The organism is Streptomyces sp. NPDC059832 (assembly GCF_042731715.1).
Classification (GTDB): domain Bacteria; phylum Actinomycetota; class Actinomycetes; order Streptomycetales; family Streptomycetaceae; genus Streptomyces.
This window is the reverse complement of the sequence record NZ_JBHWIY010000040.1, coordinates 1-23,129: the sequence shown is the minus strand read 5'-3', so window position 1 is coordinate 23,129 and position 23,129 is coordinate 1. Positions and strand designations below refer to the sequence as shown.

Annotated in this window: 31 protein-coding genes; 21 read left to right on the top strand and 10 right to left on the bottom strand. The window is 70.3% G+C overall.

Annotation, left to right across the window (positions count from 1 at the left end):
• The first annotated feature begins 158 nt into the window (after positions 1 to 158).
• The 6 genes from ACFV8T_RS39310 (at position 159) to ACFV8T_RS39285 (ending at position 2,862) form a co-directional block, all read left to right on the top strand.
• The gene (locus tag ACFV8T_RS39310; protein WP_385336998.1) at positions 159 to 593 is read left to right on the top strand and encodes an RRQRL motif-containing zinc-binding protein; all 435 of its coding nucleotides are present in this window, start codon (positions 159 to 161) and stop codon (positions 591 to 593) included.
• Between the two features lie 21 nt (positions 594 to 614).
• Complete coding sequence (locus tag ACFV8T_RS39305; protein ID WP_385336996.1) at positions 615 to 782, top strand: pRL2-8; 168 nt, start codon at positions 615 to 617, stop codon at positions 780 to 782.
• 5 nt (positions 783 to 787) lie between these two features.
• Positions 788 to 1,126 carry a hypothetical protein gene (locus ACFV8T_RS39300; protein ID WP_385336994.1) on the top strand — a complete coding sequence of 113 codons (339 nt, stop codon included), beginning with the start codon at positions 788 to 790 and terminating at the stop codon, positions 1,124 to 1,126.
• Between the two features lie 8 nt (positions 1,127 to 1,134).
• Entirely contained in the window at positions 1,135 to 1,644 is a 510-nt protein-coding gene (locus ACFV8T_RS39295) for an AAA family ATPase (protein WP_385336991.1), read from the top strand.
• A 47-nt stretch (positions 1,645 to 1,691) separates the two neighbouring features.
• A complete protein-coding gene (locus tag ACFV8T_RS39290; protein WP_385336988.1) occupies positions 1,692 to 2,483 on the top strand; it encodes a hypothetical protein in 792 nt (263 codons plus the stop codon).
• Positions 2,484 to 2,556: 73 nt separating this feature from the next.
• On the top strand, positions 2,557 to 2,862 hold the full coding sequence (locus ACFV8T_RS39285) for a hypothetical protein (RefSeq protein ID WP_385336986.1): 306 nt from the start codon (positions 2,557 to 2,559) through the stop codon (positions 2,860 to 2,862).
• Between the two features lie 249 nt (positions 2,863 to 3,111).
• Here the strand turns inward: ACFV8T_RS39285 and ACFV8T_RS39280 are convergent, their stop codons facing one another.
• Positions 3,112 to 4,323, bottom strand: a complete 1,212-nt coding sequence (locus tag ACFV8T_RS39280; protein WP_385336983.1) for a ParB/RepB/Spo0J family partition protein — start codon at positions 4,321 to 4,323, stop codon at positions 3,112 to 3,114.
• On the bottom strand, positions 4,320 to 5,468 hold the full coding sequence (locus ACFV8T_RS39275) for a ParA family protein (protein WP_385336981.1): 1,149 nt from the start codon (positions 5,466 to 5,468) through the stop codon (positions 4,320 to 4,322). Before ACFV8T_RS39275 ends, ACFV8T_RS39280 begins: the two co-directional genes overlap by 4 nt.
• Before the next feature lie 425 nt (positions 5,469 to 5,893).
• On the opposite strand from ACFV8T_RS39275, the gene ACFV8T_RS39270 reads away from it, so the two are divergent.
• The 3 genes from ACFV8T_RS39270 to ACFV8T_RS39260 all read left to right on the top strand — a co-directional run bounded on the left by ACFV8T_RS39270 (position 5,894) and on the right by ACFV8T_RS39260 (position 7,326).
• Positions 5,894 to 6,148 (top strand): hypothetical protein, encoded by a 255-nt coding sequence (locus ACFV8T_RS39270; protein WP_385336978.1) that lies wholly within the window; start codon positions 5,894 to 5,896, stop codon positions 6,146 to 6,148.
• A gap of 234 nt (positions 6,149 to 6,382) precedes the next feature.
• Positions 6,383 to 6,706, top strand: a complete 324-nt coding sequence (locus ACFV8T_RS39265; protein ID WP_385336976.1) for a hypothetical protein — start codon at positions 6,383 to 6,385, stop codon at positions 6,704 to 6,706.
• Entirely contained in the window at positions 6,706 to 7,326 is a 621-nt protein-coding gene (locus ACFV8T_RS39260; protein WP_385336973.1) for a 2'-5' RNA ligase family protein, read from the top strand. The genes ACFV8T_RS39265 and ACFV8T_RS39260 overlap by 1 nt, the downstream gene beginning before the upstream one ends.
• A gap of 2 nt (positions 7,327 to 7,328) precedes the next feature.
• On the opposite strand, the gene ACFV8T_RS39255 is transcribed toward ACFV8T_RS39260, so the two are convergent.
• Complete coding sequence (locus tag ACFV8T_RS39255) at positions 7,329 to 7,772, bottom strand: hypothetical protein (protein WP_385336971.1); 444 nt, start codon at positions 7,770 to 7,772, stop codon at positions 7,329 to 7,331.
• Positions 7,773 to 7,918: 146 nt separating this feature from the next.
• Here ACFV8T_RS39255 and ACFV8T_RS39250 point away from each other — a divergent pair, with 146 nt between their 5' ends.
• The gene (locus ACFV8T_RS39250; RefSeq protein WP_385336968.1) at positions 7,919 to 8,197 is read left to right on the top strand and encodes a hypothetical protein; all 279 of its coding nucleotides are present in this window, start codon (positions 7,919 to 7,921) and stop codon (positions 8,195 to 8,197) included.
• 6 nt (positions 8,198 to 8,203) lie between these two features.
• On the opposite strand, the gene ACFV8T_RS39245 is transcribed toward ACFV8T_RS39250, so the two are convergent.
• The 3 genes from ACFV8T_RS39245 to ACFV8T_RS39235 all read right to left on the bottom strand — a co-directional run bounded on the left by ACFV8T_RS39245 (position 8,204) and on the right by ACFV8T_RS39235 (position 9,331).
• Positions 8,204 to 8,470 (bottom strand): hypothetical protein, encoded by a 267-nt coding sequence (locus tag ACFV8T_RS39245; RefSeq protein ID WP_385336965.1) that lies wholly within the window; start codon positions 8,468 to 8,470, stop codon positions 8,204 to 8,206.
• Positions 8,471 to 8,554: 84 nt separating this feature from the next.
• Positions 8,555 to 8,992 (bottom strand): hypothetical protein, encoded by a 438-nt coding sequence (locus ACFV8T_RS39240; protein WP_385336963.1) that lies wholly within the window; start codon positions 8,990 to 8,992, stop codon positions 8,555 to 8,557.
• A gap of 48 nt (positions 8,993 to 9,040) precedes the next feature.
• On the bottom strand, positions 9,041 to 9,331 hold the full coding sequence (locus ACFV8T_RS39235; RefSeq protein ID WP_385336960.1) for a hypothetical protein: 291 nt from the start codon (positions 9,329 to 9,331) through the stop codon (positions 9,041 to 9,043).
• Between the two features lie 126 nt (positions 9,332 to 9,457).
• Here ACFV8T_RS39235 and ACFV8T_RS39230 point away from each other — a divergent pair, with 126 nt between their 5' ends.
• Both ACFV8T_RS39230 and ACFV8T_RS39225 read left to right on the top strand, forming a co-directional pair.
• The gene (locus ACFV8T_RS39230) at positions 9,458 to 9,736 is read left to right on the top strand and encodes a hypothetical protein (protein WP_385337093.1); all 279 of its coding nucleotides are present in this window, start codon (positions 9,458 to 9,460) and stop codon (positions 9,734 to 9,736) included.
• A 129-nt stretch (positions 9,737 to 9,865) separates the two neighbouring features.
• On the top strand, positions 9,866 to 10,165 hold the full coding sequence (locus tag ACFV8T_RS39225; protein ID WP_385336957.1) for a hypothetical protein: 300 nt from the start codon (positions 9,866 to 9,868) through the stop codon (positions 10,163 to 10,165).
• A gap of 675 nt (positions 10,166 to 10,840) precedes the next feature.
• Here ACFV8T_RS39225 and ACFV8T_RS39220 read toward each other — a convergent pair.
• A complete protein-coding gene (locus tag ACFV8T_RS39220) occupies positions 10,841 to 11,293 on the bottom strand; it encodes a hypothetical protein (protein ID WP_385336954.1) in 453 nt (150 codons plus the stop codon).
• A gap of 507 nt (positions 11,294 to 11,800) precedes the next feature.
• Here ACFV8T_RS39220 and ACFV8T_RS39215 point away from each other — a divergent pair.
• The 9 genes from ACFV8T_RS39215 to ACFV8T_RS39175 all read left to right on the top strand — a co-directional run bounded on the left by ACFV8T_RS39215 (position 11,801) and on the right by ACFV8T_RS39175 (position 18,447).
• A complete protein-coding gene (locus ACFV8T_RS39215; protein ID WP_385336952.1) occupies positions 11,801 to 13,009 on the top strand; it encodes a hypothetical protein in 1,209 nt (402 codons plus the stop codon).
• Between the two features lie 170 nt (positions 13,010 to 13,179).
• Positions 13,180 to 13,644: a hypothetical protein gene (locus ACFV8T_RS39210; protein WP_385336950.1), complete on the top strand. Its 465-nt coding sequence runs from the start codon at positions 13,180 to 13,182 to the stop codon at positions 13,642 to 13,644.
• Between the two features lie 254 nt (positions 13,645 to 13,898).
• Positions 13,899 to 14,867 carry a hypothetical protein gene (locus ACFV8T_RS39205; RefSeq protein ID WP_385336947.1) on the top strand — a complete coding sequence of 323 codons (969 nt, stop codon included), beginning with the start codon at positions 13,899 to 13,901 and terminating at the stop codon, positions 14,865 to 14,867.
• Positions 14,868 to 14,994: 127 nt separating this feature from the next.
• Complete coding sequence (locus tag ACFV8T_RS39200; RefSeq protein ID WP_385336944.1) at positions 14,995 to 15,273, top strand: hypothetical protein; 279 nt, start codon at positions 14,995 to 14,997, stop codon at positions 15,271 to 15,273.
• Positions 15,230 to 15,784: a DUF6879 family protein gene (locus ACFV8T_RS39195; RefSeq protein WP_385336941.1), complete on the top strand. Its 555-nt coding sequence runs from the start codon at positions 15,230 to 15,232 to the stop codon at positions 15,782 to 15,784. The genes ACFV8T_RS39200 and ACFV8T_RS39195 overlap by 44 nt, the downstream gene beginning before the upstream one ends.
• Before the next feature lie 8 nt (positions 15,785 to 15,792).
• On the top strand, positions 15,793 to 16,641 hold the full coding sequence (locus ACFV8T_RS39190) for a helix-turn-helix domain-containing protein (RefSeq protein WP_385336939.1): 849 nt from the start codon (positions 15,793 to 15,795) through the stop codon (positions 16,639 to 16,641).
• A 97-nt stretch (positions 16,642 to 16,738) separates the two neighbouring features.
• Complete coding sequence (locus ACFV8T_RS39185; protein WP_385336936.1) at positions 16,739 to 16,921, top strand: hypothetical protein; 183 nt, start codon at positions 16,739 to 16,741, stop codon at positions 16,919 to 16,921.
• Positions 16,922 to 16,965: 44 nt separating this feature from the next.
• Positions 16,966 to 17,376 carry a DUF6415 family natural product biosynthesis protein gene (locus ACFV8T_RS39180; protein ID WP_385337090.1) on the top strand — a complete coding sequence of 137 codons (411 nt, stop codon included), beginning with the start codon at positions 16,966 to 16,968 and terminating at the stop codon, positions 17,374 to 17,376.
• Positions 17,377 to 17,586: 210 nt separating this feature from the next.
• Positions 17,587 to 18,447, top strand: a complete 861-nt coding sequence (locus tag ACFV8T_RS39175; protein WP_385336934.1) for a hypothetical protein — start codon at positions 17,587 to 17,589, stop codon at positions 18,445 to 18,447.
• Here the strand turns inward: ACFV8T_RS39175 and ACFV8T_RS39170 are convergent.
• The 3 genes from ACFV8T_RS39170 to ACFV8T_RS39160 form a co-directional block, all read right to left on the bottom strand.
• Entirely contained in the window at positions 18,444 to 18,782 is a 339-nt protein-coding gene (locus ACFV8T_RS39170; RefSeq protein WP_383809911.1) for a hypothetical protein, read from the bottom strand. The two genes, ACFV8T_RS39175 and ACFV8T_RS39170, sit on opposite strands and share 4 nt — an antisense overlap.
• A gap of 316 nt (positions 18,783 to 19,098) precedes the next feature.
• Positions 19,099 to 21,993 (bottom strand): Helicase associated domain protein, encoded by a 2,895-nt coding sequence (locus tag ACFV8T_RS39165; RefSeq protein ID WP_385336931.1) that lies wholly within the window; start codon positions 21,991 to 21,993, stop codon positions 19,099 to 19,101.
• 37 nt (positions 21,994 to 22,030) lie between these two features.
• Positions 22,031 to 22,690: a hypothetical protein gene (locus ACFV8T_RS39160; RefSeq protein WP_385336928.1), complete on the bottom strand. Its 660-nt coding sequence runs from the start codon at positions 22,688 to 22,690 to the stop codon at positions 22,031 to 22,033.
• Positions 22,691 to 23,129 lie beyond the last annotated feature (439 nt).

Below are 23,129 nucleotides of genomic sequence, written 5' to 3'. Positions count from 1 at the left end.
AACCCGGCGGGGCGCAGTACTGCACCGCCCCGACGTATGGAGGACCCGCTCGTGCTCCCGTCTCGTCCGCGCCGCAGGATCGGCCGACCGCGACCCGCCCGCCCCTGCCCCCGCTACCCGCTCCCGCCCCACCGGCTCCCCACCCCCTGGACCCGCTGATGGACAACCACCACCAGGGCGACGAGATGGTCGACGTCGACCTGAACGACCCCGGCGACGACTCCTTACCGGTCTTCCGCTGGACGCAGGCCGGACGCACGAACCTCGCGACCCGCCGCCAGCTACGGGACATGGGCCTACGCCCCGGCGGCCAGGAGCCCGCCGCCCGCATCGAATGCCGCCGCGGCGGGCGCTTCGCCTGGCTGTACCGGATCGACCTGGCGAAGCCGAAGCTCCCGATGACGCTCGCGAAGGAAGCCGCGCTCGACAAAGCGATGGCCGCACGCCAGACATGCACCGGCCCCTGCGGCCGACGCTATTTCCACTGTCTCCCGCTCAAGACCTTGGGGTCCTGCCTGGAGTGCTACGACGGCACGCCCGCCGACCCCGCTACCTACATCGCTCCCCCGGCCAAGCACCTGCTTGCCGCCTGATCCGTGAAGGAAGGAGTCGTCATGGCCAACCGCCGCGCGACCAATCCGCCCAGGGGCGAGTGCCAGCAGTGCTGGTACCACGCCTACGCCAGCCGCGAGGCCCACGCCGGGCTCGGTCCGCGCGAGGACTGCCCGCAGTGCGTGGACCACATGACCAACGGCCACCCCGACCACCTGATCGTCAGGTGATGGCGATGACGTGGGCCAGGAGTCGTCTGCTGGCCGCGGTGAAGCGGCCGAGGCGGGGCGCACCAGACACGGTGCACTCGCCGCCCGCCCCGGTGGACCATGTGGCCGCGCTCCTGGCCCCGAAGCCGGTTCGCCCGGCGCCGGCACGGAATTCGCGGTCCACCGAGCCTCGTCCGCTGGCGGCATACGAGCTGGCGGGCCGGGAGCCCTGCTGGCAGTGCGGTGAGCCCCCAGTGGAGGGCACGCACGCCTGGGACGACCGCGGCGACTTCCAACTGCTGTCCACCCACACCTTCAAATGCGTGGCCGGGCACGGCTGGAGACACAGCACGGACGGGGGCTGAAGGACCTGATGAATCCGCTGAACCTCCCCGCCGGCGCCCTGTGCGTCCTGATCGGTCCCCCGGGCAGCGGCAAGTCCACCCTCGCCGCCCGCTACCCGGACACCTGGCGCGTGTGCCTGGACGTCTACCGGCGCCTGGCCACCGACTCCGAGGCCGACCAGTCCGCCACACCGGTCGCCGCCGAGATCCAGAACCTGCTCCTGGACGCACGCCTCTCCCGCGGACTGAACGTGCTGGTCGACTCCACCAACGTGTTCCCGCACGTCAGGGCCGGTTTACTCGCCCGCGCCCGCTACTGGCAGCGGCCCGCCGTCGCCGTCCTGTTCGATGTCCCGCTGCCGACGGTAGAAGCCCAGAACGCCGGACGCGACCGTGTGGTCCCCCTGCACATCGTGCGCGAGCACCACCAGCTGCTCCCCGACACCGACCAGCTCCACCGCGAGGGCTTCGCCGCGGTGCACCTGATCTCCGAACTCCTCGCCACGTCCGGCGCCCTGTGCCGCGGCACGCGCCGCTGAACCAACCACTCACCACCTGCACGTTCCTGACCGACCTGGAGGAAGTCATGGCACACAGCACCCGGCCCGTCGTCCACTACATGGCCACCCGGCCCGACGGCACCGTCCCGCCCAGCATCGGCAACGCAGCCGGGTACGCGTACCCGGTACGGACGGGCGACCCCATCCCGACCGTCAACCTCGCCGACCACATCGGTCAGGTCGTCAACCACCCCACTCCGGGCAAGCCCTGGTACGACGAGACCGCCTTCAGCTACTTCCGGACCTACACCCGTCCCGGCGAGCTCCTGGAACGCGTGCAGTGGCCGGCACGGCTGTGGGTCGTCGAGCCGCTCGGAGAGACCGGCACCTGGCACGGGTACTCGTACTGGGTGCTCTGCCACCAGCTGCGGGTGATCGAGGAAGCCGATCCGTGGCACGCGTTCGGACACCGCGGCAAGCAGGTCATGGCCGTCCTCGCCCAGCTGCCCGACCTCGTCCGGCAGTGGGCCGACCAGTGGGTCGCGGACCCCGAGGGCATGCACCGCATGTACAAGGTGTGGGAGACGCGGGTGCAGAAAACCCGCGCGCTGACCAGCTGGGCGAGCTGCCGAGCGGAGTACTCCCGGCGCGAGGCTGCCCTACAGACAGCCACCCAGCTCGCCGGAGATGCTGCCACCCAGGCCGCGACCGACGCGGGCGCCGACCCTCACGCCGTCTCCCTGATCCAGCTGCGAGCCCGCTGCCTGGTAGCCGGTCAGCTCATGTTCGACCGGATCCGCACCGGCGAGTACGAGCAGTCGATCCGCGGCCTGCTGCTCGGTGCCGGACTCGACACCACGGCCCCCGTCCCGGCCTGACCACCTCGCGACACGCAGCAGCACTTCGGCGGGCGCCGACCGGCGCCCGCCCCCACCGAAAGGACGACACTCCGTGAAGCACAACACCGCTGCCCTGGCGGCCGCGTTCGCCGCCGCGACCGGCCTCACCTATCCCATCGCCGCCGAGCTGGCCCAGTCCGACCTGAGCCCCATGGTCGCCGTCGCCTGCACCGCCACCACCGGATCGGTCTTCCTGACTCTGGGCACAGGGCTGGTCACACGGCTGGCCACCCGGTCGTTCCGCTGCCCTGACTGCACTTTCGCGGTGCGAGTGCGGCACACCGGCGCGGGCGAGACCCGCCGATGGCAGGAGATCGCCGCCGACCACCCCCACCACGTCGGAGCAGTCCGCAGCTGACCGGTACGACCCGCGCTTCCGTCACGCCCCCGGCACTTGGTCCGGCGGCGAGGACGTCATCGACGTGTACGAGGTCCCCACCGAAGACCCGGCTGCGCTGTAAGTAACCAGCCAAGCCCAGCGGCCCTCTCCCCCGGAACTGTCCGGGAGGAGAGGGCCGCTTTTTGCGTTGAGGACGGGGCCGTCGGCATGCCCCAGCTATTACTCAGTAATAGCTGGGGGCGAAGGAGCTGCGCCCTGGTGCGGCTATTACTCAGTAATAGTCTGCGCCTGCGTGGTGCGCTCCAGGAGCAGCTCGGTGAGCCGCGTCAGGTCGTTGCTCGGCAGGTAGCGGGCGAGGTCGTCAGCGATCTGGTCCGGGTTGTGCAGCGTGACCACTGGTGTCCCAGGTCCATGGTCGATCGCGGCCGCGACGGTAGTGCTGTCCTGCTGGACAGGAATCCCTGACCCTGTTGCCGGCTCCCGACCGGTCCCTGACTCCCCCACGCTTGCGGGGGCCGTGTCCGGCGCCGGTACCTCCCCCTTATTGGCGCGGGCCTCCAGCTGGTGTGCCCGGGGCACACCAGCCACCTTCAGGGCGAGGCGGACGTCGTTGAGTTTCCCGCCGTCCAGCTCCGACTGCAGCGCCGGGACCAGGCTGCGCAGCGCCTGTTCCGCAGCCTCCTGCTCGTCGCTGGGTAGCTTGGCGAGCAATGCCGCACGCTTCACCTTCAGCTTCCCAGCGAGCACCAGCTCCTGGAGCTGAGGCACGAGCTTCAGCAGCGCGACGCGCTGCGAGACGAACCCCTGCGTCTTCCCGATACCGCTGGCTACCACCGTCTGCGACAGCCCCTGCCCGGCAGGCGGCTTGAGCGTGAGCACGCTCAACGTCCGGGCCTCCTGCATGGCGTTGAGACCGACCCGCTGAAGGTTCTCCGCCACCGCCCACACAAGGGGGTTCTCTGCCGCGGCGTCATTGACCAGGACTGGCACGTCCTCGCAGCCCGCCAGCCAGGCCGCATGTAGACGACGGTGACCCGCCACTACGACATACCGGCGATTGACCACCTCCGCGTGCTGCGGATGATGAGCGATGAACGCCTCACGGGTGCAAACCGTCAGAGCCTGGGCCACCCCGATGCTCGACACGCTCTTCTTCAGGCCCTGGAACTCCGGGTCGCTGGGGTCGATGTCACCGCGCGGGTTGTCCGGGTTCGGAGACAGGTCAGCCACCGTTACCCGGAAGTGCGCCGAGACGGCCGCAGGCTTCGCAGCCGCGCCGACCGACCTTGCCCGGCCCGCCCCTGTGCCGCCTGCCCCGAGCCGGGCCGCCTGCTCCTCCTCCCACTCGCGCATCTCCCGCTCCTCATCACTCTCCACCCCGGTAGCCAGGCCGTAGTGATTGAGGATGTCGTTGCGCGACGGCTCGTCAGGGCGGGCTTCCTCGCTCTGGTAGCGGGGCACGTTGTCCTTCTTGCTCATGCGGCCAGCTCCTTCGCGATGTCGCGCAGCCCATGCACCAGCTCGCAGTCGGGAGCCCAGTCGAACAGCGGCTGATGGCGATCTGTCGCATCGCGCTGCTCCTTCAGGTCCCCGAAGACGTGCAGCACGCCGGGGCTCGTGCGCTCTTCCCACTCCTCCCGTTTCTTCTGCACCGACGCCCCGCGGCGCGCGTCGTAGGCGTTCAGGACGAAGCCGATCTCGTCCACCTGGACCCGGGTCATCTTCATCAGCTGGCGACGCTGACTGTCGAAGAGGTCGTACGCCTCGAAGGACGGAGTGTCCGCCCACACCGGCATCAGCACGCCGGACCGGTCGGCGAGCTCCCCCTCGCGCCGCTGCACGTAGTGCATCGCAATATCCATGGACAGCCCCAGGCTCGGAGGACCGTCCAGGATGACGATGTCGTAGTTCTTCTCGACCGGCTCCAGGGCCCGGGCAAGGGACTCCTCCCGACCCGTGCGCATCGAGCTCATCACCGCATCGAACAGGAACGCGTCATTGCACGCCGGCAGCAAGTGCAGGCGCCCCTGGAAACGCTCCTGCGGCAGCACCACGATCGACCGCCGCAAATGCCGACGAGCCTTGCCCAGCATGTGCTCCAGCAGACTCGCACCACTGTCCATCGCGATCAGCTTCTGCCCCAGACGCCGCGTCATGTGGCCCTGCGGGTCGTAGTCGATCAACAGAACCCTCAGGCCGAGCTCCGCGAACGCCTGCGCAAGACCAGCCGCCACAAAGGACTTCCCGACCCCGCCCTTCTGCAACGCGACCAAGATCCGCTGCACCGGCTGCGCCAACAGCCGCTTGGCCGGAGACGGATGCTCCAACAGCCACCGGCTGATCGCCTGAGCAATGCCCTGAACCTTGGTGATCTGGCGACTGTCGCACTCAGCTGCGAACCGGGCAACTCCCCCCGCCGGAAGGTACGTGCCCCAGGACTTCGCGCCCTTCACCTCTACCTGCGGCGCTCCCTGGTCGTCGTACCAAAGAGCAAGAGCATGAGTGGCGGCATCCGAGACGTTCATGCCCCGCTCCGCAGCCCGGATCTTCAGATCACGCCGTAGCTCGGGCGTGAGGTTAACGATTAGTTTTTCTGTGACTTCTTCGTGGTCGCTTGCTGCCATGCGGGCAACTTACCAGCGACCAAATGACACACAACCACGGACACGAACGCGCTGGCCCGCTGGCTGTCCTTCTCCCCTGACCCAATTGCTGACCCAAGCCTGAAGTCGCAGGTCACAGCTTCCCCGTGGGTGCCCGGCAATGGCAGAGCCGGGCCCGTCCGCCGGGTTGCGCTGTTACTCCTCAAGTCCTTCGTGTTATCCGCCGTCAACAGATTTCTGTGACGTGCGGCACACATTCCGCAGAATGCCGAACGGTTCGCGAAGTGCAGCGCAGATCACCTGTGCAGACACATCGAGTGATTGGGCGTCACATCCGGGTCTGACCCCCACACAACAAATGCACGGAGGCAGCCAGCCCGTACTCGCCCATACCGTGCCTGGGCCTACCGAGCACGCACCGCGCCAACCTGAAACGAGGACAGCCAATGGCTTCTACCATTCCGCCAGCTCCCGATCCCGACCCCGATCCCGCCCTGGTCCCGCCCGTTCCGGCCTCGCTCGGGTGGGTGCCGGCCGCGATGACCGCGATCGGCGTCGTGGTGGCCCTGATGGCGTCCGGGTTCGTCGCGTTCCTTGTCTACGCCTACCCGGACACGCGGGATCCGCTGGGCGCCGGCCTGGGCAGCGTGACGGTGCTGGGCATGGCGGCAGATCTGTTCATCTCCCTGCGCCGCCGGTGACCCAGGCGCGGTTCTCCCGGCGCCAAGGCCGGGAGAACCGCAGCCGTCGGGCCGGTCCTGACATCCTTCGTCGGACTGGATCTTGACGCGGCGTCCGAGAGTGGTGGCCCCGGAGCACTTCGCGTGAGGTGTGTGAGGGCTGGGGTAGCCCTCGCTGGCCTGAGGCGGCGGGTAGCGCAGACCCGCGCGGCAACGAGAGGATGGGCAGGACACTGGCGGCAGGGGAGGGCATGGATGGACGCGGAGCTGTATGAGGTGCGGACCGCCGGCTCGGCGGTCTATATCTACCCCGGCGTCGTGGACTCCCCTCGGATGCCGGTGCTTTGCGCTGTGTGTGAGGCCGGTACGGGGTTGACGCTGACTGCGTGTGGTGAGGAGACGTGGATCACCTGCCCGGAGGGGCACAGGACCCACGACTGGCGGCTGACCCGTCAGGCTGTGATCGAGGTGGCTGCGACGGCCGCCGACGCTGGCGTCAGCGGTGTTCTGCCGGCCGATTCCGAGATCTGGGTCCGGGTCCCGGTGGCGGGCCGATCCGACTGCGAGGACAACACCTGATGGAGAGCTTCTTCGAGCGGGTGGGGCGGGTTTGGCCGGCGGGTCGCCGGGATCTGCACTGGCACATCCTGCCGACCCTGGCCGAGGCCGGGGCGATTGCTGCACCGTACAAGGGACTTGCTGCCCCGCGGGGGCTGGCGAGCGTGCCGGTGGACGGGATGCACTGCACGCTCGTGCACGCCGTCGGACTGGGTATCGACGACGCCGACACGGACGCGCTCCTCAAGGAGGTGGGGGACTACGCGCGGTCGGTGGAGCCGTTCACGCTGACGTTCGACCGGCCGGCTGTGGGCGCGGTTGCCGTGGAGATCAGTGGATGGCCGGGCCGTGTGTTCAACGGGATCGTGGACGCGGTCACCCAGGCGACGGCACGCAGCACCGGGGCCGCGTTCAAGGCGGCGCCGAGCCGTTACCCCCACATGTCCCTCGCCTACACGACGGACGGGGCCGAGGACGTTGACGCGGTCACCCTCAAGGCCGCGCTGGCGGACATCGAGCAGCCGCTGTCCGGGACCGTGTTCGCGGACCGGATCCACCTCGTCGAGCAGTGGCACGACGGCAGACACATCATGTGGGAGCCGATCGCCGAAGTGCCTCTCGCCGGCCGGCCTGCCGACTGAGGTCAGATGGTGCTGCCGCGCCGAAGCGCTGCCTCGCGCAGGCCATTGATCAGCGGCAGCACATGGTCCTCGGTCGCCTCACTGATGGCGATGAGATAGCCGATGAGGGAGCGGGCGATGATCGCGGCCTGCTCCGGCGCAGCGGTCGGCGCGAGCGCCTTGAGGGTCTCGCTGAGCACGACGGAGACCTGCGCGGCCGGATCGCTGTCCAGCCTCTCCGCCGCGGCCGCGAGCTCGTCCGCGGGCATGCCGTCATGGATCCCGAGCCGGGCGGGCAGCATCGCCTGCATGATGAGGTCGCCAAGGCCCGCGACCAGGACCGGTGTCGGCTGCTCGCCGGGCTCGTGCCGCAGGAGCGTGGTCATGGCCGCACCGTCCTCGCGCCACACAGCCTCCAGGAAGGCGCAGGCACGCAAGATGCCATCCGGTGTCATCGCATCGGCCATACCGTAATTCCTCCCCTGACAAGCCCAGTTCTCCGCTCGCCCAACCTAGCTGCCGGACCGGACCTAGGATTCATCAGCACACGAAAGACGCTGCCCCGACCCAGGTTCTTCAGCGCAGCCCCGAGCAGTCCAGCGAGGAGACGCCCGTGACCGACGGACCCGAGACCGACGGCCCCGAGGTCGTCCACGTCGCCCGGAGAGCATGGATCGACGACGAGGTCGCCAAGCACGGCCTGGCCGCGCTGCGCCTGGCCGTGCTCGACGACCTGATCAGAGCGGCGCGGTGCGGCCTCACCGGCACCGGCGACGTCGCCATCACGGTCGTGCCCTCCGGGTGGGGCACCGTTGCGGGGCGGGCGAGCGCAAAGTGCCGAGATCCTGCGTGTGTTGACCTGGCAGCCGCTCAGCGCACGGCCCGACCCTGACCTAGGTCAGGGGACGTCGCCGACCCAGTCCCACAGGCGGGGCTCGCCGGGCCGGGCCTCGTATTCGGCACGGCCGCCGGCCCCGTACGTGCCGTTTTTCGTGATCAGCATGGCCCCGGTGGCCCGGTCCGCGGGTGCCCAGCGGGTGACGTCGACGAGCTGGCCGTCGAGTGGGCCGCCGACGAGCTCGACGTACTCGTGGCCGGGCTGCTCGTAGGGGTCGGGGTCGTCGTGGTCGGATCCGTACACCCGGCGCCGAGGAAGTGCAGTCATGCGATCAGGCTGGCACCGGCCGCCCTGTGGTGTCATCCAGTCGGGCCCATTGCCCCGGACAGAGGCGCAGCCGGTTCACCCGTCCTACCAGGCCCAGTCGGGCAGTCCGCCGCGGTCGCGTGCGTCGTCCTTGGCGATGCGGACTTGAGCGGTGGCCCATTGGGCGGCACTGCGCTCGACATCGTGCAGGTAGACGGCGCGGGCGCCGACGGAAGCAGGGCCGGGCGCGTTGAGGCCACAGCCCCAACAGATGGCCCGGTCGGCGATTGAGGGACAAGCGGTGCGGTGCCCGCAGCGGGAGCACGTGTGCTCGGCGTCGCGGTCCAGGACGTCGACTGCGGCGATGGGGGAGTACGTACGGCAGGACCCGCAGCTCACGGTCATGGGCACGGTCCGGTCGACGTGTTCCCGGTCAGGGGTGAGGCAGTAGTCGACGGAGTCCGGCTCACCGACGATTCCGCAGGCCGGACAGGCGAAGTACGGGCGGCGTTCCTCGCGAGGCATCACAGGTTCGTTCTCCACACGCCGATCCTCTCGTACGAAGACAGCCCCAGGGGGAAGAAGCATCACTCACGGGCTGGTGAAAATGCCGTGGCCTCCGATACGGCGCCAGATGATGTGCGCGCCGCGTATGCGTTCCGTCCCGTAGGACCAGGTCGCCCGGCCGCCGCCGGACCAGGTGAGCTCGTAGACGCCCGGCGCGCAGCGGACGCGCTTGATGCGCAGGCCGCTGCGGAATTGTCCGGCGTGGAGGTCGGGAACGAAGGAGCGGGTGACGACGCGATGGAAGGTACGGCGCTGTTCGGGGGTGAGGCGGTGAAGGTCGGTGGTGAAGCGGGGCAGGGCCTCGTAGGTGGGCACGGCGAACTCCTTCAGGACGCACGAAGCCCCCGGCCGGTCGGCCGGGGGCGGTGGTGGCTGGTCGTGTTGAAGGGCGTCGGTGACGTGGTGCGCTCACTCGCACGCGCCCACGCGGCCCGCGCGAAGATGGCCGCCGCGCTCGAAGAGGACCAGGAGCCCGAGCCTGATGAGCCCGCGGGGTGGCAGCCGGTCTGGAAGCGGCCCCGGGCGCCGAAGTCGAAGGCGGCGAAGAAGGCGGAGCTGCGCAAGCAGCGGCGACGGCTCCAAGATGCCGGACAGCGCCGGTTGGCCGCCGGGCAGTCGCGCCGGCCCCGCTCCCGGCAGAGCCGGATCGGCAACGCGGCCGCGCGCCGGGATGCCCGCGCCCTGTCTCGGGTACGGCACTCCAACACCTGGCTGTGGTGATGGCGTTGTTCACGAGACTCGGTTCTGGCTCAACTTCTGTGGCAGGGGATCCGGCGCCGCGGCTCGCCTGCCACACTGACCGTGGTGCGTCGCGGCAGGCGACGCCAAGGGAGAAGGAACGATCGGCGGATGCCCCGATGGATAGTGCTAGCCGTACCTGTCGGCGGTGTTGCAGAGATAGATCGTGACGCGCGGACCGTTGCGGAATTTGAAGGCAGCACGGAAGAGGCGGAGACGGCTCTTGTGCAAGCAGCGACCACATACGAGCACAGCCGCTGGAAGGCGCGCCGCCGGGAAATCTTCAAGTGCTCCAGCCGGTCCTACTTCATTCGCATCCAGGGGCGGCTGGCAACCTACGGCTTCCTCATCCAACTTGCTGAACTTGTGTACGACTCCGATGCCAAGCCAGTGGTCCAGCCGTTCGCTTGAAGGCCCGCCACCACAGAGGTTGAGCCAGAGCCCGAGACTCGGGTTCTGGCACACATTCCGTGAAAGATCTCGCTGGCTCTCGCCAGCAGAAGGCGCGCGCGCCATGTGAGCTGCGCGGACCACGTGTCACCGGGGTCCGGTGAGGCCGGACTCAAGATCGCTCACGGAATGTGTGCAGAACCCAATCTCGTGGACAGAGCCAGTGGTGACGACGCCGGGCATCGTCCACCGAGTGGAGCCCCCGATGTTCAGCATCCGGTGGCGATGCACGACATCGAGTGGGCTCCACTCGGTGGACTCCACCCGATGGGCTGCACCGAGTGGACTCCACCGTGGTGCGCACCGGATGACGATGGACACCACTCGGGTGCGCACCGCGATGTCCGCCACCGCACCCGGTGCGCACCATCCGACGATGTCCGGCGCGCGCGCACCGCACCGGTGCGGTGCGCGCACCGCCGGCCCACCCCTTGTCCAGGTTTCGGCGGGCGCGCGTCGTTCCTAGACCAGGTTCGCTATCCGGCACGTTTCCCCTTGTCAGACCCGGTCCCGACTTCCGATCAGGTCGCGGACAAGGGGGTGTGTGATATGGGGCCCGCCGACGCGCGGCGAGCCCGGCGCGGTGCGGTGGTGCGGTCCCGATGTGCGCCGCACCACCGCCGTCCCGGATGCGCCTTACGCGGTGGTCCCGTGCACCGGGTGCGCTTCCATCGCCTGCTCCATCCCGGCGGCCTCCAGCTGGCGGAGTACGTCGGCGACGTCGCCGGGCTCCTCGGTGAGGACGTCCTCGGCGAAGCGGGCGATGTACTGGGCGATGCCCGGGGGCGACACCGGGCAGACGCGGTCGACGGACAGGACTTCCAGCAGCAGTCGCCCGAGCGCCGCCGCCAGGAAGAAGTGCGCGCACGGTGCCCCGTCGCAGTCCTCGTCCACGGCGGTCACCGGGATGATGACGCGTGCGGCCACCTCCAGGAGCATCCGGTGCAGGCTCGCACCATCGATGTCCTCGGCGACCGCGCAGGCGGTGTCGATGTCGCCGGCCTGCAGCGCCCGGATGTAGGTGAACGCGTCGGCGACGTCTTCCGGTGCCATCGGAGCGAGCGGCGCGGTGACGGTGTTCTCGGGCATGACAGCTCCTCATGTACGGGCCGCCGCGCTGATCGCGGTGACCTCGAAGCCACCCTCGAACTGCGGACCTGTGGACGAGTCCGGCCGCTGGCGGGGGAGAACTCTCCCTCTCCCGGTTGATCACGATGCGGTTACGACGGAGAGGTTTTCCAAGGTCGGCGTCACACACGAGCCGAAAGCCGCACCAGTAGAAGGTGAATGGCGGGATAGGCCCGCCCCACCTTCCAGGAGCACCCCGTGGCGAGCACCGCCAACGAGCCTGAGCGGACCCTTGACCAGACCGGAGAGGCCCCCTCCGTGGGCCCCTCCATCACCCCCTCCGCGCCCCGACGCCAGCAGCCGGGCGTTTCCGCAGGTCAGGCCCGCCGGACAGGGGGCCGTCGCAGGTCCGACAACCCTCATGTAGATGTAGCAAGGCAGCCTCAGCACCGGAGGACTTCGACCGGACCTCGACGCCGGGAGCTCTTGCAAGCACTGGGGATCTTCCAGAGGGCTACGCCCGATCAGTTGTGGAAGCTGACCCGGCCGGACAACCAGCACGACAAGCTCGTGCGGGACAGCCTCCTGGATCTGGAGGACCACCAGCTGGTGAGGATCGAGTTGGTACGGGAGGACCAGCGGCAGGTGTGGGTGCTGACCAAGCGCGGACACGGCGAGGCGAAGAAGCTGCTGGAGCCGAAGGGCATACGGGTCTCGGCACTGCGCGAAGAGAAGTACGACCCGGTCACCGGGAAGCTGCTCGGGGCCAGCTACGACGACCACGCCGCGGCGGTCACCTCGACGGCCGCCGAACTTCACCGCGCAGGCATCGGTCACCGGCTCGGTTTCCAGACGGAGATCGCGCACCGGCTCGGCAACGGCTACGTGCAGCGGGCGGACCTGGTGGTGCGGGCGCCGGAGGCCGGGGTGCCGGTGCTGCTGCTGGAGATCGACCGCCGCTCCGAGGACGCGCACGACTTGGTCGTCAAGCTGCGCCGGTACTGGGAGTGGGGCCGGCTGCTGCCGAAGGATGCGGACAAGCACACGGTGGACCTGGTCCGCTCCCGGCCGGACGCGATCGAGCACGTCGACCACGACAAGCGGCTGTGGCGCAGGATCTACCCGCCGACCGGCCGGGAGGGCCTGGTGCCCCTCGCGTTCGTGTTCGCGGACACCACCGAGGCGAAGGTCGACAACACGGTCGCCGTACTGGAGGAGGCCGGCCGCCGCTACTGGGCACCGCGCCGGTACGACACCCTCTACCCGAAGGCGGTCACCGCGCGGGACTACCGCCAGGCGGTGCCCGTCGTCATCACCACCCTGGAACAGCTCCAAGAGCACGGCGCCGGTGCGGCGGTGTGGCGGCGGCTGGGACGTACGGGTGACCAGACTCTGACGGACGCGCTCGACAACCCCGACGGCCACGCCCTCTACCGCGCCCAGGAGGCCCGCGCCGACGCGGCCGACCAGCGGCGCCGGGCCGCGCAGCGGGAGGCGCAGCGCCCGGTGTGCGCGCGGTGCGGGCGGAAATTCTCCGACGAACGCTGGGAGGAGATCACCGTGCACCGCACCGCCGTACGGGCCGGGGACAAGTCGGTGTGCGGCCCGTGCCGGGCCGATGACGTCGCACGCCAGGAGGCCGCCGCCGAAGCCGCCCGCCTCGCGGACGCCGCGCCGGAGCCCGAGGACGACCCGGAGCCGGACCGGAGCCGCGGCTGGTTCCGCCGGCGGACCTGACCCGGGCAAGCCCAAGGGGAGCCTGGGCAAGCCGCCCCGATGGGTGGCTTGCCCAGCCCCGGCCTCGCCCCGCCCGCCCGGCGGGACGGCCCGTGAAGTCGGGACGTCGCCGTACGGGACGGAAGGACCGAACCCGGCTGCACGCCAGTTCCGAGCCGTAGACAGGACTCATGAGACGCACCCGAGAAGAGACCGCGCCCCAGGATCTGCCGGGCAGCCTGTGGCACGCCCTGGCCCGGCTCCAGCACACCCACCCCGACCCGGTGGGCCGCGTCGGGCCGCTCGCCCGCCCGGCCGGACTGCTGTCCTTCACCGCGGCCACCGACACCGTCCTTACGGCCCGTGTGCAGCTGACCGGCGCGGAGACGATGCACGAACTGCACGAGACGCTGCGGTCGATGACCGGCGGCCTCCACGCCCACTTCACCGGTCCCGGCGTCGCGCTGGAGGTCACGCTCGGCAGACGGCAGGAGCTCCCGATCCACGCGGCGCACACCGCCGGCCTTACCCGGCTGTTCGAGAACGCGGCCGGCACCATCGGCGCCCGGAGCACGCCCGGGGGCGGCCGGTGCTTTCACTGCGACGGGACCGGGCGCGCACGCCCGCTGTGGGAGCCGGCGGGCGGGCAAGCCTGAGCCAGCCGCCAGAGACCTCGCCCGTTCGAGGGAACCGGCGGCTCGTGGCTTCGGCTGGTGCTCCCGTGCCGGTTAGCATCCTGCCCGGCTAGTGCGTACTGCCAATCACCACCCGCTTCCGGAGCCACGCCGCCGGACGCGGGGGTCAAGGTCCTGCGGGGCCCGCTCCCAACCGTTCTGCGTTCCGTCGTGATCTACGGCAGTCGTACGAGCCGGTGCCGGGGGCGTGGCCCGGTCCGGCAGAGGAGTACGTCATGCCGAAGAACCAGTCCACCGCCGCTCAGAGCGCCCGCCGGGCGAGCCGGAGCGGGGGCAAGTACACCGAGGCCCTGCGCCGCGCGAAGACCAGCAAAGCGACGCCGCGCACGCCGCACATCCTGCGGTTCCTGGCCGAGCACTCGGGCAACCTCTACCACCTGGTCGGCGGGATCACGGCGGCCTGGGCACACAGCGGACAGCGGGTCCTGCTCCTCGAGGAAGCCGAGGACTACTGGCGCTGGACCATGAGCGGCGTGAGGCGCAGCCGGAGCCGCCGCAAGAAGGAGACAGAGCCGGCCGCCCCGCCGGAGCCGACCACCAGCACGCTGTGGGCCTCGCCGGACGGCCCCGGCGTTCTGATGCGCCACATCTGCATGTGGGAGGTCCGCCACCCCTCGCGGGAGAGCGACCGCGGCTGGCCCCGTACGGACCGCAGTCCGCTCGCGGCCGCGGTGGCCGGCGCCCTCGACGCCTACGACGTGATCGTCCTCCTGCCGAAGTCCGGGTGGGGCTACCCGGACCGGGAGAGCGCGACGGCGCACGTGGTGCTCGGCGAGATCGACATCTTCCCGGACGCCGACTGCAGGACCGCGCTCCCCGGGCCCGGAGGCGAAGAAAAGGGCGTTCCCCTGAGTCCCGAGCAGAGCGCGGCGGTTCTGCGGGAGCGTTGCCTGGGCTTCCTCTTCGGCTTCCCCAGCCTGCCCATCCGGCTGGACGGAGTGATCTGGCAGTCGAACGGCGAGCTGCCCGTCGACGCGGACTACCTGGCAGGCGTCGACCGGGACATGACCCGGGCCGGGCTGCTCCCACTGGGCTGGACGCTTGCTGATCGATGGCCCGACCAGCACAGGCGACTGCCCGTGGACCAGATGAAGGACCCCGGCTTCGTCCAGCGGTATCAGGCCGTCGCGGAGCGCCTGCGTACGGCGCTGGACGCCCGGCCGGTCACCGTCGACACGAACTGACCTGCGAGGGCTGACCTGCTCCGCGACCCGTGGGTCAGCTCCACCGACGTCCTCTTGACCGGCTCTCCTGACTGCGGGACGGTCATGGCGCGCAACTATGCGCAACCACGTCGCAGGGGAGAGCGCCATGACGTTACGGTTCGTCGGGATCGACCCGAACACCGGGGGCGAGGGTTCGCCCACGGTGTGGGTGGAAGAGGAGAGCGCGGACCTGGTCCTCCAGGGCGAGGAAGCCGACGAACTCCTGAAGGACCTGGTCGGCTCCACCGAGTGGGTGGCCGGCCACAAGACGGGGATCCCCGCGCACGAGCGGGTGATCCGGATTCCGGCCCGCATGGTGTCGATTCTGAGGGAGGCGTGCGATGCAGCTGAACGCGCAGCAGCTGAACACCGCGACGTTCGCTGAGCTGCTCGCCGACACCCACCGCACGGCGGTCCATCTGGAGATGCGCGATGTCTACGCGGTCGGCGACGAAGCCGAGGACTTCGAGACCTTCCTGCGCACCGGCGTCCCGAACCTCGATCCGGCCCGCTCGTTCTGGCCCCAGTGGATGCCGCTCGTGAAGGACGCGGTGGCCCGCGGTGTGGTGATGCGCCGGGCGCGGATCGTCTCCGAGCCGGTCACCGACTACATCCGCTACGAGCACGCCATCGCCCCGCTCAATCTCCAGGCCGGGGAAGACGTGCGCTGGCTGCCCCGCCGCCGCGCCTGCGACATCGCGCTGCCCGGCTGCGACTTCTGGCTCCTGGACGAACGGCTCGTGCAGTTCCACCACTTCACCGGCACCGGCGACTGGGCGACCGACGGCAAGGAGCGCACCACCGCCCCGGCCGCCGTCGCGCTGTGCTCAACCGCGTTTGAGACGGTGTGGGAACGCGGCATCCCGCACGAGAAGTACACCGTCCAGGCCCTCTGAGCAGCCCTGTGCCTGCCTCCCCATCGTCCAGCGCACAAGCGGCCCGCGAGGCGCTCGCCGTGCGGCTCGCGCACCTGCGCAAGGACGCCGGCCTCACCGGGAAGGAACTCTCCGCCCGGTGCGGCTGGCACCCTGCGAAGACCACCCGCATCCAGAAGGGCGACGCCCCGCCCTCGGACACCGACATCCGTACCTGGTGCGCGGCGTGCGGCGCCGACGACCAGGCCGACGACCTCATCGCCACCGCCCGCGCGGTCGACTCCATGTACCTGGAGTGGAGCCGCCTGCACCGCACCGGCATGCGCAAGGTCCAGCAGGACTGGAACACCCTGCACGAGCGGACCCGCATCTGCCGGGTCTACGTCTCCAACGTGCCGCCCGGCTTCTTCCAGACGCCGGCCTTCGCGACCGCCCTCATGGAGCAGATCACCGCCTTCCAAGGCACCCCCAACGACGTCGCCGAAGCGGTCGCCGCCCGCATCGCCCGCTCGCGCTTCCTCTACGAGGGGGGACACCGCTACGTCGTGCTCATGGAAGAGTCCGTCCTGCGCTACCGCACCGCCGACCCCGAAGCGATGCGCGGGCAGCTGCGCCACCTCCTGGCCGTGATGCCGCTCGCCTCGGTCTCGCTGGGCATCATCCCGTTCACCGCGCAGCGCACCGTGTGGCCCCTGGAGGCGTTCTACCTCCACGACGACACCGTGGCCGTGGTGGAGACTCTGACGGCGGAGATCAAGGTGACGCAGCCGCGCGAGCTCTCCGACTACGCCAAGGCGTTCGCCGGCCTCGCGGAGATGGCCGTGCACGGCGACGCGGCCCGCAGCCTCATCCGGGCCGCGATCGACGCCTTGGAGTGAAGCTGCCGCAATTACCCGCAATCTCGTTGAGGCCAGTCACCAACGCTGCGTAGCGTCGAAATCACCGACGGACCACCAGCCGGAGAGGCGGGGCCGCATGCACACGCACCACGACACCACCGCCCCGGCCCCGGAAGGCCGCGGCCTTCAGCCGCCCGACTACGGAGTCCCCTCACTGGCCCTGCTCGCCCGCGCGGACCGGGGCTTCGCCCGGTTCCTCGGTCGGCACGGCGAGGACCAGGACGACCGGGCCGACGACGGCGAGGACCCCCAGCGGTGACCGCCGGCCACCCGCACGAGACGCTCCCGGCAGCGAGGCCCGCCATGCACACCAGCACCCACACGGTCCTGTACGACCCCGACGGCCTGATCGAGGCGGAGCTCCCGCTCGACCGCGAACCGTACGAGTGCCTCGTCAAGGCCGTCCTCGCGTGGACCGATGAGGTCACGGTCGCCGTACGCGACTACGAGCAGATCGCCCTCCAGCTGACCGGCCACGCCCGCGCGGTCGCCTCCGACGTCCGGCGCCGCGCCGACCAGCTGCCCAAGAGCAGCGGGCCCCGGGCTCTCGCCGACGTCGTCCTGCGCGAGGCAGAAGGCCGGCTGTCCGCGGCGATCGAGGGCACCGTGCACTGTGTCCAGAACCGCGCCCGTCTCGTCCGCGCCCTCTACGAACGGCTGGACCGCTTGGAGGCCGCGCTCGCCCCGGAGAGGGTTGCACCGAGCGGGGGCTGAACCGTTGGCTGGACGGTTGCTTCCGGCGGGGGACCGTAGGTGTGACCGAAGGTGTGGACCCCCTAATTCGGACATCGCCCGTTCTCGCAGGTCACTCCTGGTGGGCAAGCCCCTCCCGGACGACGACACCTCTTTCCACGCGATAGCCGTGAGGAAGAGGTCAGCTCCGGTCGTGGGGCCGGCGGCGGCGCGATGGGTACAAGTACCGGTATGGCGCGTGAGCGGATCCGGTGGACGGTCGTTGTGGACCGGGCCCGGGAGATCGTGGAGAGCTACGAGGGCGGCGTCACGCTGCGCCAGGTCATGTACCGCCTCGCCTCCGAGGGCGTGCTGCCGCACACGCCGTCGATGTACCGGCACCTGTCCTCCCACCTTGCCCAGGCCCGCCGCGAGGGCCGCTTCCCCGACCTGATCGACACCCTGCGCGAAGTCCACGTCCCGCCGGCCTGGACGGACGCGGGCGCGTTCCTGCGCGAGAGCCCCGACTGGTTCGGCCTGGACCTCACGACCGGCCAGTCGCAGGCGCTCTATGTCGCTGCGGAAAAGGACACCCTCCGCCAGCTCCTCACCGGCTGGCTGGCCCCGTACGGCATTCCGGTCCTGGTGGTCCGTGGCTTCGGCTCCCAGTCCTACGCCGACGTCGTCCGCGACCGCGTCGCCGCCGATCCGAGGGAAGCGGTCCTCCTGGTGGTCGGCGATTTCGACTGTAGTGGTGAGGATGTTGAACGCGACTGGACGGCGCGCACGGCGTGTTGGAGCCACACCGAGCGGGTGCTGCTCACCTACGAGCAGGTCGTCCACGACTACGAGCTGCCTGCGACCGAGGGAAAGCGCGGCGACCCGAGATGGCCGGCCTTCGCGCGCCGCTACGGCTTCGACATCGAGCACCCGGTGCAGTGGGAGGTCGAAGCGCTGGAGCCGGACGAACTCCGCCGCCTGGTCCTCGCCGCCGTCGACCCGTACATCGACCGCCAGGTCCTCGCGCAGCAGACCGCCCGGCAAGAAGAGCAGCGCCGCGCCCTGGCCTCCTTCGTGAGGGGCTGGGGCGCGGCGGGCGGGACGCCGGCTTAACCCTGTGACGGGGCCTGGGCGGCCTGGGCGAAGTGCATGACGATCCCCTTCGCCCCGGCGGCGACTTCGTCGATGAGCTCGTAGCCGCGGGGGTCGTCGGGGTGGTTGCGGACCCAGATCATGGCGTAGCTGATGATCTGGTTGATGTCGCTGGGGCGCAGGAAGATGGCGTCGCCGGTGTGGAGCCGCTCGGGAGCCTTGTGCTGCCACAGCCGGTAGTACCGGCCTTCGACGTCGTTGAAGCCGAGATGCCGGTCGCCGTGCGGGTTGATCAGGTGGGTGGTGAAGGGCAGATCGTTCGGGCCCGGCTGCCAGGGCTGTTCCTGCTGGCTCAACGCATCCTCCGTCGACGTTCGGTGATCCAGAAGTGACGAGTGTGTCAGCGCAGGGCGGGGGTGGGCAGGGCTTCCGGCCACTTCGGCCGCCCTGGCAACACCCGGTGAAACATCACCGCGCAACACGAGCGCAACGGGCCCGCGTTTCGCACCTGACCTGCGGGAATGCCCGCAGCGAGCCGGGGCGGCCCGCGTGTTGCACCCGGCGTTGCAGGTTCTCGCGAACATCCGAAGCCGAACAGCCGGCCTGCCGACAGCACGAGACCCCGGGCCCTGTCGACAGGGCCCGGGGTCTCGTGCAGCGGCGGGGGAGCGGTCAGAAGTCGTCCCCGTAGCCCTCCCGCTCGGAGGGAGGCCCGAACCGCTCGATGGACCAGCAGGTGCAGTTCCCGCCCTCGTACAGCTCCTCGTCACACTCCTCGTGGTGCTCCCGCACCGGCCGCTTCGTCGGGGCCGCCGACGGCGCGGGCTGCGGGGCGGGTGGCTCCGGGGCGGCCTTGGCGGCCGGGACCGCGCCGGCCCAGTCCATGCCCAGCGCGGCGAGGGCGGCCCGCTGCTCGGAGGTGAGCTTGTCGCGCCTCGACTTGGTGTTCGAGAGCCACACCCCCAGCTTCACCGGCACCGGCTCCGCCTCGCCGTCGACCGCAATCTCCACGACCGTGCTGCGTGGGACGGCCCGCTGTCCCTCCTTCTCCACCCACTGCGTCAGGGCGGCCAGGCCCCGCTGGAACGCCGCCTCCGCCTTGCTCCCGGCCTGACGGACACCCTTGAGGGCGGCCAGCGCCGGAGGGAGCTCCGCCGGGGCGGCGGCCGTCACGGGGAGGGCGGCGCCCCGCACGCCCAGCGCGGACAGCCGCTCCCGCTGCTCGGGCAGGAGCTGCGCCCAGGTGCCCACGTCCTGCTGCCGCCACCTCCAGGTGCCGATGTCATCACCCTCGAACGTGACGCCCGGGGCGATGTAGGGCAGGACACCGTCGGCGTCGACCAGATCGGCGAGCACCCGGTAGTGGCGCTGCCAGCTCAGCGGCCACGGGCAGTCCCAGTCCTGGTCGATCTCCGTCAGCTGCTCCGCGCGGGCGGCGGCCCGCTGCGGGTCCTTCCCGAGGCCGCCTTTCCTCCGGAGGTTGGCCATGTGCTGGCCGATGGGCACCATCGCCTCGCCTTCGCCCCACACCGCGTCCTGGCGCGGCGCGAGGTGCCCCGTCGCCCGCCGGAACGAGCGGAGCGCGGCCAGCTTGGCCTCCCACGCCTCTTCGCCCGGCTCCCAGAGCATCCCGGCTTCCGGGGCGTCCAGCAGCGTCTTGCGCCGTTCCTCCAGCTCCCCGGCCCGCAGGGCCTTGCGCTGCTGGTGCACCCACCGCCCGAGGGGGAAGTCCTTGGTGACCCCGACCTCGACCTCCACGTCGTAGGGCACGGCGTAGACGCCGGTGATCTCGTTCTCCGCGCGCCAGCGCAGCAGGGCCTGGTAGCCCTCCAGCCACACCAGCGACTCCGGTCGATAGACCCGGGTGCGAAGGAACGCGGCGATGGTCGCCGCGTCCCGGGGAGAGGAGAAGTGCAGCAGCGCGGACTCGGCGGCGGCATCGGTGTCGTCGTCGTGCTCCTGGTCCTCGCCGTCGCTCTCGCCGCCGGCCCCGACGATCCGCCCGTTTTCGTCACGCCGGACGTGGACCTTGCGCTTCCCGCTGGAGAGCGCGCGGGAGGCGAGCTGCTCGACCAGGCGCTCATCATGCGAGCGGAGGCCCTGGAGGACCGCTACAAGGGGGCGGAACGAGGCGCTGGCGACCATGTCGGTCGGGTCCTCGTTCGGCTCCAGGAATACCGGCACGATGATGCGCGCGATCTTCGTGCTGCCGTCCTTGTTGAGCCGGAGCGCGCGGCCGATGTTCTGCACGATCTCCACCTGGGAACCGCGGGTGTCCGCGAAGCAGACGGCCTCCACGCCCCGCTCGCCCGTGATGTCGACGCCTTCCCCGAGCACGCGAACGCTGGCGAGGAAGGCGCGGTGGACCCGGCGCCCGGCCGCGTCGATGCCGTTGGCGAACTGGCGCAGCACTTCCCGGCGTTCGGCCACGAGGTGGTCGCCGCACAGCCACGCCGACCAGACGCGGTCCGGGGGTACGTGGCGGCCGGCCTCCAGCTCGTAGAACTCCGCGTCGATCGAGGACTTCGGCAGCTTGTCGGCGGCGGCCAGGTCCTCGTCGGAGGCGTCGTTGACGTACAGCTCGGCTGCCGTCTGCGGCAGCTTCTCCGCGAACGCCGCTGCTTCCTCGACCTTCTGGTGGAACGTCATGACGGTGCGCAAATTCCACGCGGCGGCGTGCTCCAGGAGCGCTGTCTGCAGAAGCGCAAGGCGCCGGCCCCGCCGCGCTTCCTCCGACTCCCCGAGAACCGGCGAGGGGTCGCGGATCTCCAGCACGTCGATCTCAAATCCCGCAAGGATTTCCCGCTCGATCGCCTCCGAGAGTCCGAGCTCCGCGAGCCAGGCGCCGTAGGTGCCCTCCGGGTCGTCGGCCATGGTCGCGATCTCCGCCTCCTGGCCGTCCGCGCCCTTCTGCGGGCGGGCCGCGGCGAGGATGCGCGGCGTGGCGGTGAGGTAGAGCCGGAAGTCCGCCGGGATCCGCTGGTTGTCGTGGATCGCCGCCCACGGCCGCCCAAGATCACCGGCGGTGCCGTGGGCCTCATCCACGATCGCGAGGTCGAAGCCGGTCATCTGCTGCCCGTACAGCCGCTCTCCGCCCGCCAGAGCGGCCTCCAGCGGCCCCCGAACCTTCCGCTGGCCCATCGGTGCGTCAACGTCCTCGCGGTCCACGAGAGAGGCGTACGTGGCGAACACGACGACCGGCCCGTGCCCGGCCCACAGAGCGAGCTGGACCGGGTTGGTGGTGGTGCGCACCCCCAGCGAGCCCAGGACCGCGTCGTTCTCCAGCGAGCACACCGCGACCATCGGGGCCCGGTGGCCCACCAGGCGCCACGCCTGGGCGGTCTGCGCGAGCAGATCCAGGGTCGGCACGGTGACGAGGATCCGGCCGTCCGCGAAGCTCTCCAGCGCGCACGCGGCAGCCGTGATCGTCTTGCCCGAGCCGGTCGCCGACACGATCGTGCCCCGAGTGCCCCGCGGGGGCACAGATGACCTTGCAGGGAATCCCACCCACCTAAGAAACGCAGAACGCTGATCTACCTGGTGTTCCCTGAGCTGAATCGCTGACATTTCCCTGCCTCCCCGATGCCTGAATTCCTGTGGCCTTTCAGAGGGCCGCGTGCGGAATGCAGGCCGCGCCCGAGTCGTTCCAGATCGACGCACCGGCCTTGTGCCAGCCGCCGGGCTTTCCGTCCTTGAAGGGCGGCTTGTCGTCCGGGTCGTAGTGCCCGGCATCGAGCGTGCAGACGATGACGTCCCCGTCGCTGTTCCTCGTGCGCGCGGTGCACAGACCGCCGGCCTCACCCAGTGCCTCCAGCACCCGGCGGCGCGCGGTGGTGTGCGGATGGGTGCGCGGCAGAACGGTCTCCCGGACGAACATCTCCAGCCGCGCCAGCTTGCCGTCGGTGTCCAGGTCCTCGACTGTGGCCGGCCCCCGCGCGTCCTGCCCAGCGGCCGCTTTCTCGGCCGCCACCCGCTCCAGACGCTGCCGCTCCCACTGTGCCGCCTTCGGATCCTTCTCGGGGGCGTAGACGTCCATGGCTTCCTCGGCCATCACATAGCCGATCCGGCGCCACTCGGTGTGTGCCCACTCCGCCAGGCGCAGCGAGTCCAGGCGGCCCGGCTCGTCGAGACCGCGCCCTTTCTGACGCTCCATAGACCGCGCGGTCTCGGTTTCCTCACTCACCTGATCGCGGGTCAATCCAGTGGCCTTCTTCTGCGCGTTTTTACGGACGATCTCCCGTGCGGTGTACTTCTGAACAGGCATCAGAGGGGTCCATTTCCGATTGATGGTGTTCCCGGGTGGTTGGGGGGTGTCCCGTGTTTCCGCCAACGGTACATGCTGCATCAACCTGATGCACGCGGTACACTAGAACCCACACGAACGAGCGACCCCCACCCCTCGTAGCCAGCCCGGCCCGCGCCAGCGGGCCCCAAGGTTCTGGAGGCGCAGCCGGAAGGACCGTCAGGCGGGGGAGCGCAGCGGACCCGCCCAGGAGTGCAACGCACTCCCCAACTTCCCTATAAAAGGCCCCACAAGCCGCACCAGATACCCCGTCAACAGCCTGGCTGCGCATCGCGCGGCTGACGGTTGCGCAGCGACCGTCCCCTCTCAACTCCTGAAGCGCAGCGGAGGGAGTTGGCCCGTGCTCCGCACGGGCAGCGGGAGCGCAGCGACCGCCCCCCTTGCACATCGCGCAGCGATG

What these genes read in the sequence shown, in the direction of transcription:
- ACFV8T_RS39200 (WP_385336944.1), top strand. Translation starts at nt 14,995, where the DNA reads ATGACGTTACGGTTCGTCGGGATCGACCCGAACACCGGGGGCGAGGGT.
- ACFV8T_RS39205 (WP_385336947.1), top strand. Translation starts at nt 13,899, where the DNA reads ATGCCGAAGAACCAGTCCACCGCCGCTCAGAGCGCCCGCCGGGCGAGC.
- ACFV8T_RS39295 (WP_385336991.1), top strand. Translation starts at nt 1,135, where the DNA reads ATGAATCCGCTGAACCTCCCCGCCGGCGCCCTGTGCGTCCTGATCGGT.
- ACFV8T_RS39210 (WP_385336950.1), top strand. Translation starts at nt 13,180, where the DNA reads ATGAGACGCACCCGAGAAGAGACCGCGCCCCAGGATCTGCCGGGCAGC.
- ACFV8T_RS39310 (WP_385336998.1), top strand. Translation starts at nt 159, where the DNA reads ATGGACAACCACCACCAGGGCGACGAGATGGTCGACGTCGACCTGAAC.
- ACFV8T_RS39195 (WP_385336941.1), top strand. Translation starts at nt 15,230, where the DNA reads ATGCAGCTGAACGCGCAGCAGCTGAACACCGCGACGTTCGCTGAGCTG.
- ACFV8T_RS39245 (WP_385336965.1), bottom strand. Translation starts at nt 8,470, where the DNA reads ATGACTGCACTTCCTCGGCGCCGGGTGTACGGATCCGACCACGACGAC.
- ACFV8T_RS39185 (WP_385336936.1), top strand. Translation starts at nt 16,739, where the DNA reads ATGCACACGCACCACGACACCACCGCCCCGGCCCCGGAAGGCCGCGGC.
- ACFV8T_RS39270 (WP_385336978.1), top strand. Translation starts at nt 5,894, where the DNA reads ATGGCTTCTACCATTCCGCCAGCTCCCGATCCCGACCCCGATCCCGCC.
- ACFV8T_RS39290 (WP_385336988.1), top strand. Translation starts at nt 1,692, where the DNA reads ATGGCACACAGCACCCGGCCCGTCGTCCACTACATGGCCACCCGGCCC.
- ACFV8T_RS39255 (WP_385336971.1), bottom strand. Translation starts at nt 7,772, where the DNA reads ATGGCCGATGCGATGACACCGGATGGCATCTTGCGTGCCTGCGCCTTC.
- ACFV8T_RS39220 (WP_385336954.1), bottom strand. Translation starts at nt 11,293, where the DNA reads ATGCCCGAGAACACCGTCACCGCGCCGCTCGCTCCGATGGCACCGGAA.
- ACFV8T_RS39300 (WP_385336994.1), top strand. Translation starts at nt 788, where the DNA reads ATGACGTGGGCCAGGAGTCGTCTGCTGGCCGCGGTGAAGCGGCCGAGG.
- ACFV8T_RS39280 (WP_385336983.1), bottom strand. Translation starts at nt 4,323, where the DNA reads ATGAGCAAGAAGGACAACGTGCCCCGCTACCAGAGCGAGGAAGCCCGC.
- ACFV8T_RS39165 (WP_385336931.1), bottom strand. Translation starts at nt 21,993, where the DNA reads ATGTCAGCGATTCAGCTCAGGGAACACCAGGTAGATCAGCGTTCTGCG.
- ACFV8T_RS39175 (WP_385336934.1), top strand. Translation starts at nt 17,587, where the DNA reads ATGGCGCGTGAGCGGATCCGGTGGACGGTCGTTGTGGACCGGGCCCGG.
- ACFV8T_RS39225 (WP_385336957.1), top strand. Translation starts at nt 9,866, where the DNA reads ATGCCCCGATGGATAGTGCTAGCCGTACCTGTCGGCGGTGTTGCAGAG.
- ACFV8T_RS39230 (WP_385337093.1), top strand. Translation starts at nt 9,458, where the DNA reads ATGGCCGCCGCGCTCGAAGAGGACCAGGAGCCCGAGCCTGATGAGCCC.
- ACFV8T_RS39260 (WP_385336973.1), top strand. Translation starts at nt 6,706, where the DNA reads ATGGAGAGCTTCTTCGAGCGGGTGGGGCGGGTTTGGCCGGCGGGTCGC.
- ACFV8T_RS39160 (WP_385336928.1), bottom strand. Translation starts at nt 22,690, where the DNA reads ATGCCTGTTCAGAAGTACACCGCACGGGAGATCGTCCGTAAAAACGCG.
- ACFV8T_RS39180 (WP_385337090.1), top strand. Translation starts at nt 16,966, where the DNA reads ATGCACACCAGCACCCACACGGTCCTGTACGACCCCGACGGCCTGATC.
- ACFV8T_RS39275 (WP_385336981.1), bottom strand. Translation starts at nt 5,468, where the DNA reads ATGGCAGCAAGCGACCACGAAGAAGTCACAGAAAAACTAATCGTTAAC.
- ACFV8T_RS39305 (WP_385336996.1), top strand. Translation starts at nt 615, where the DNA reads ATGGCCAACCGCCGCGCGACCAATCCGCCCAGGGGCGAGTGCCAGCAG.
- ACFV8T_RS39265 (WP_385336976.1), top strand. Translation starts at nt 6,383, where the DNA reads ATGGACGCGGAGCTGTATGAGGTGCGGACCGCCGGCTCGGCGGTCTAT.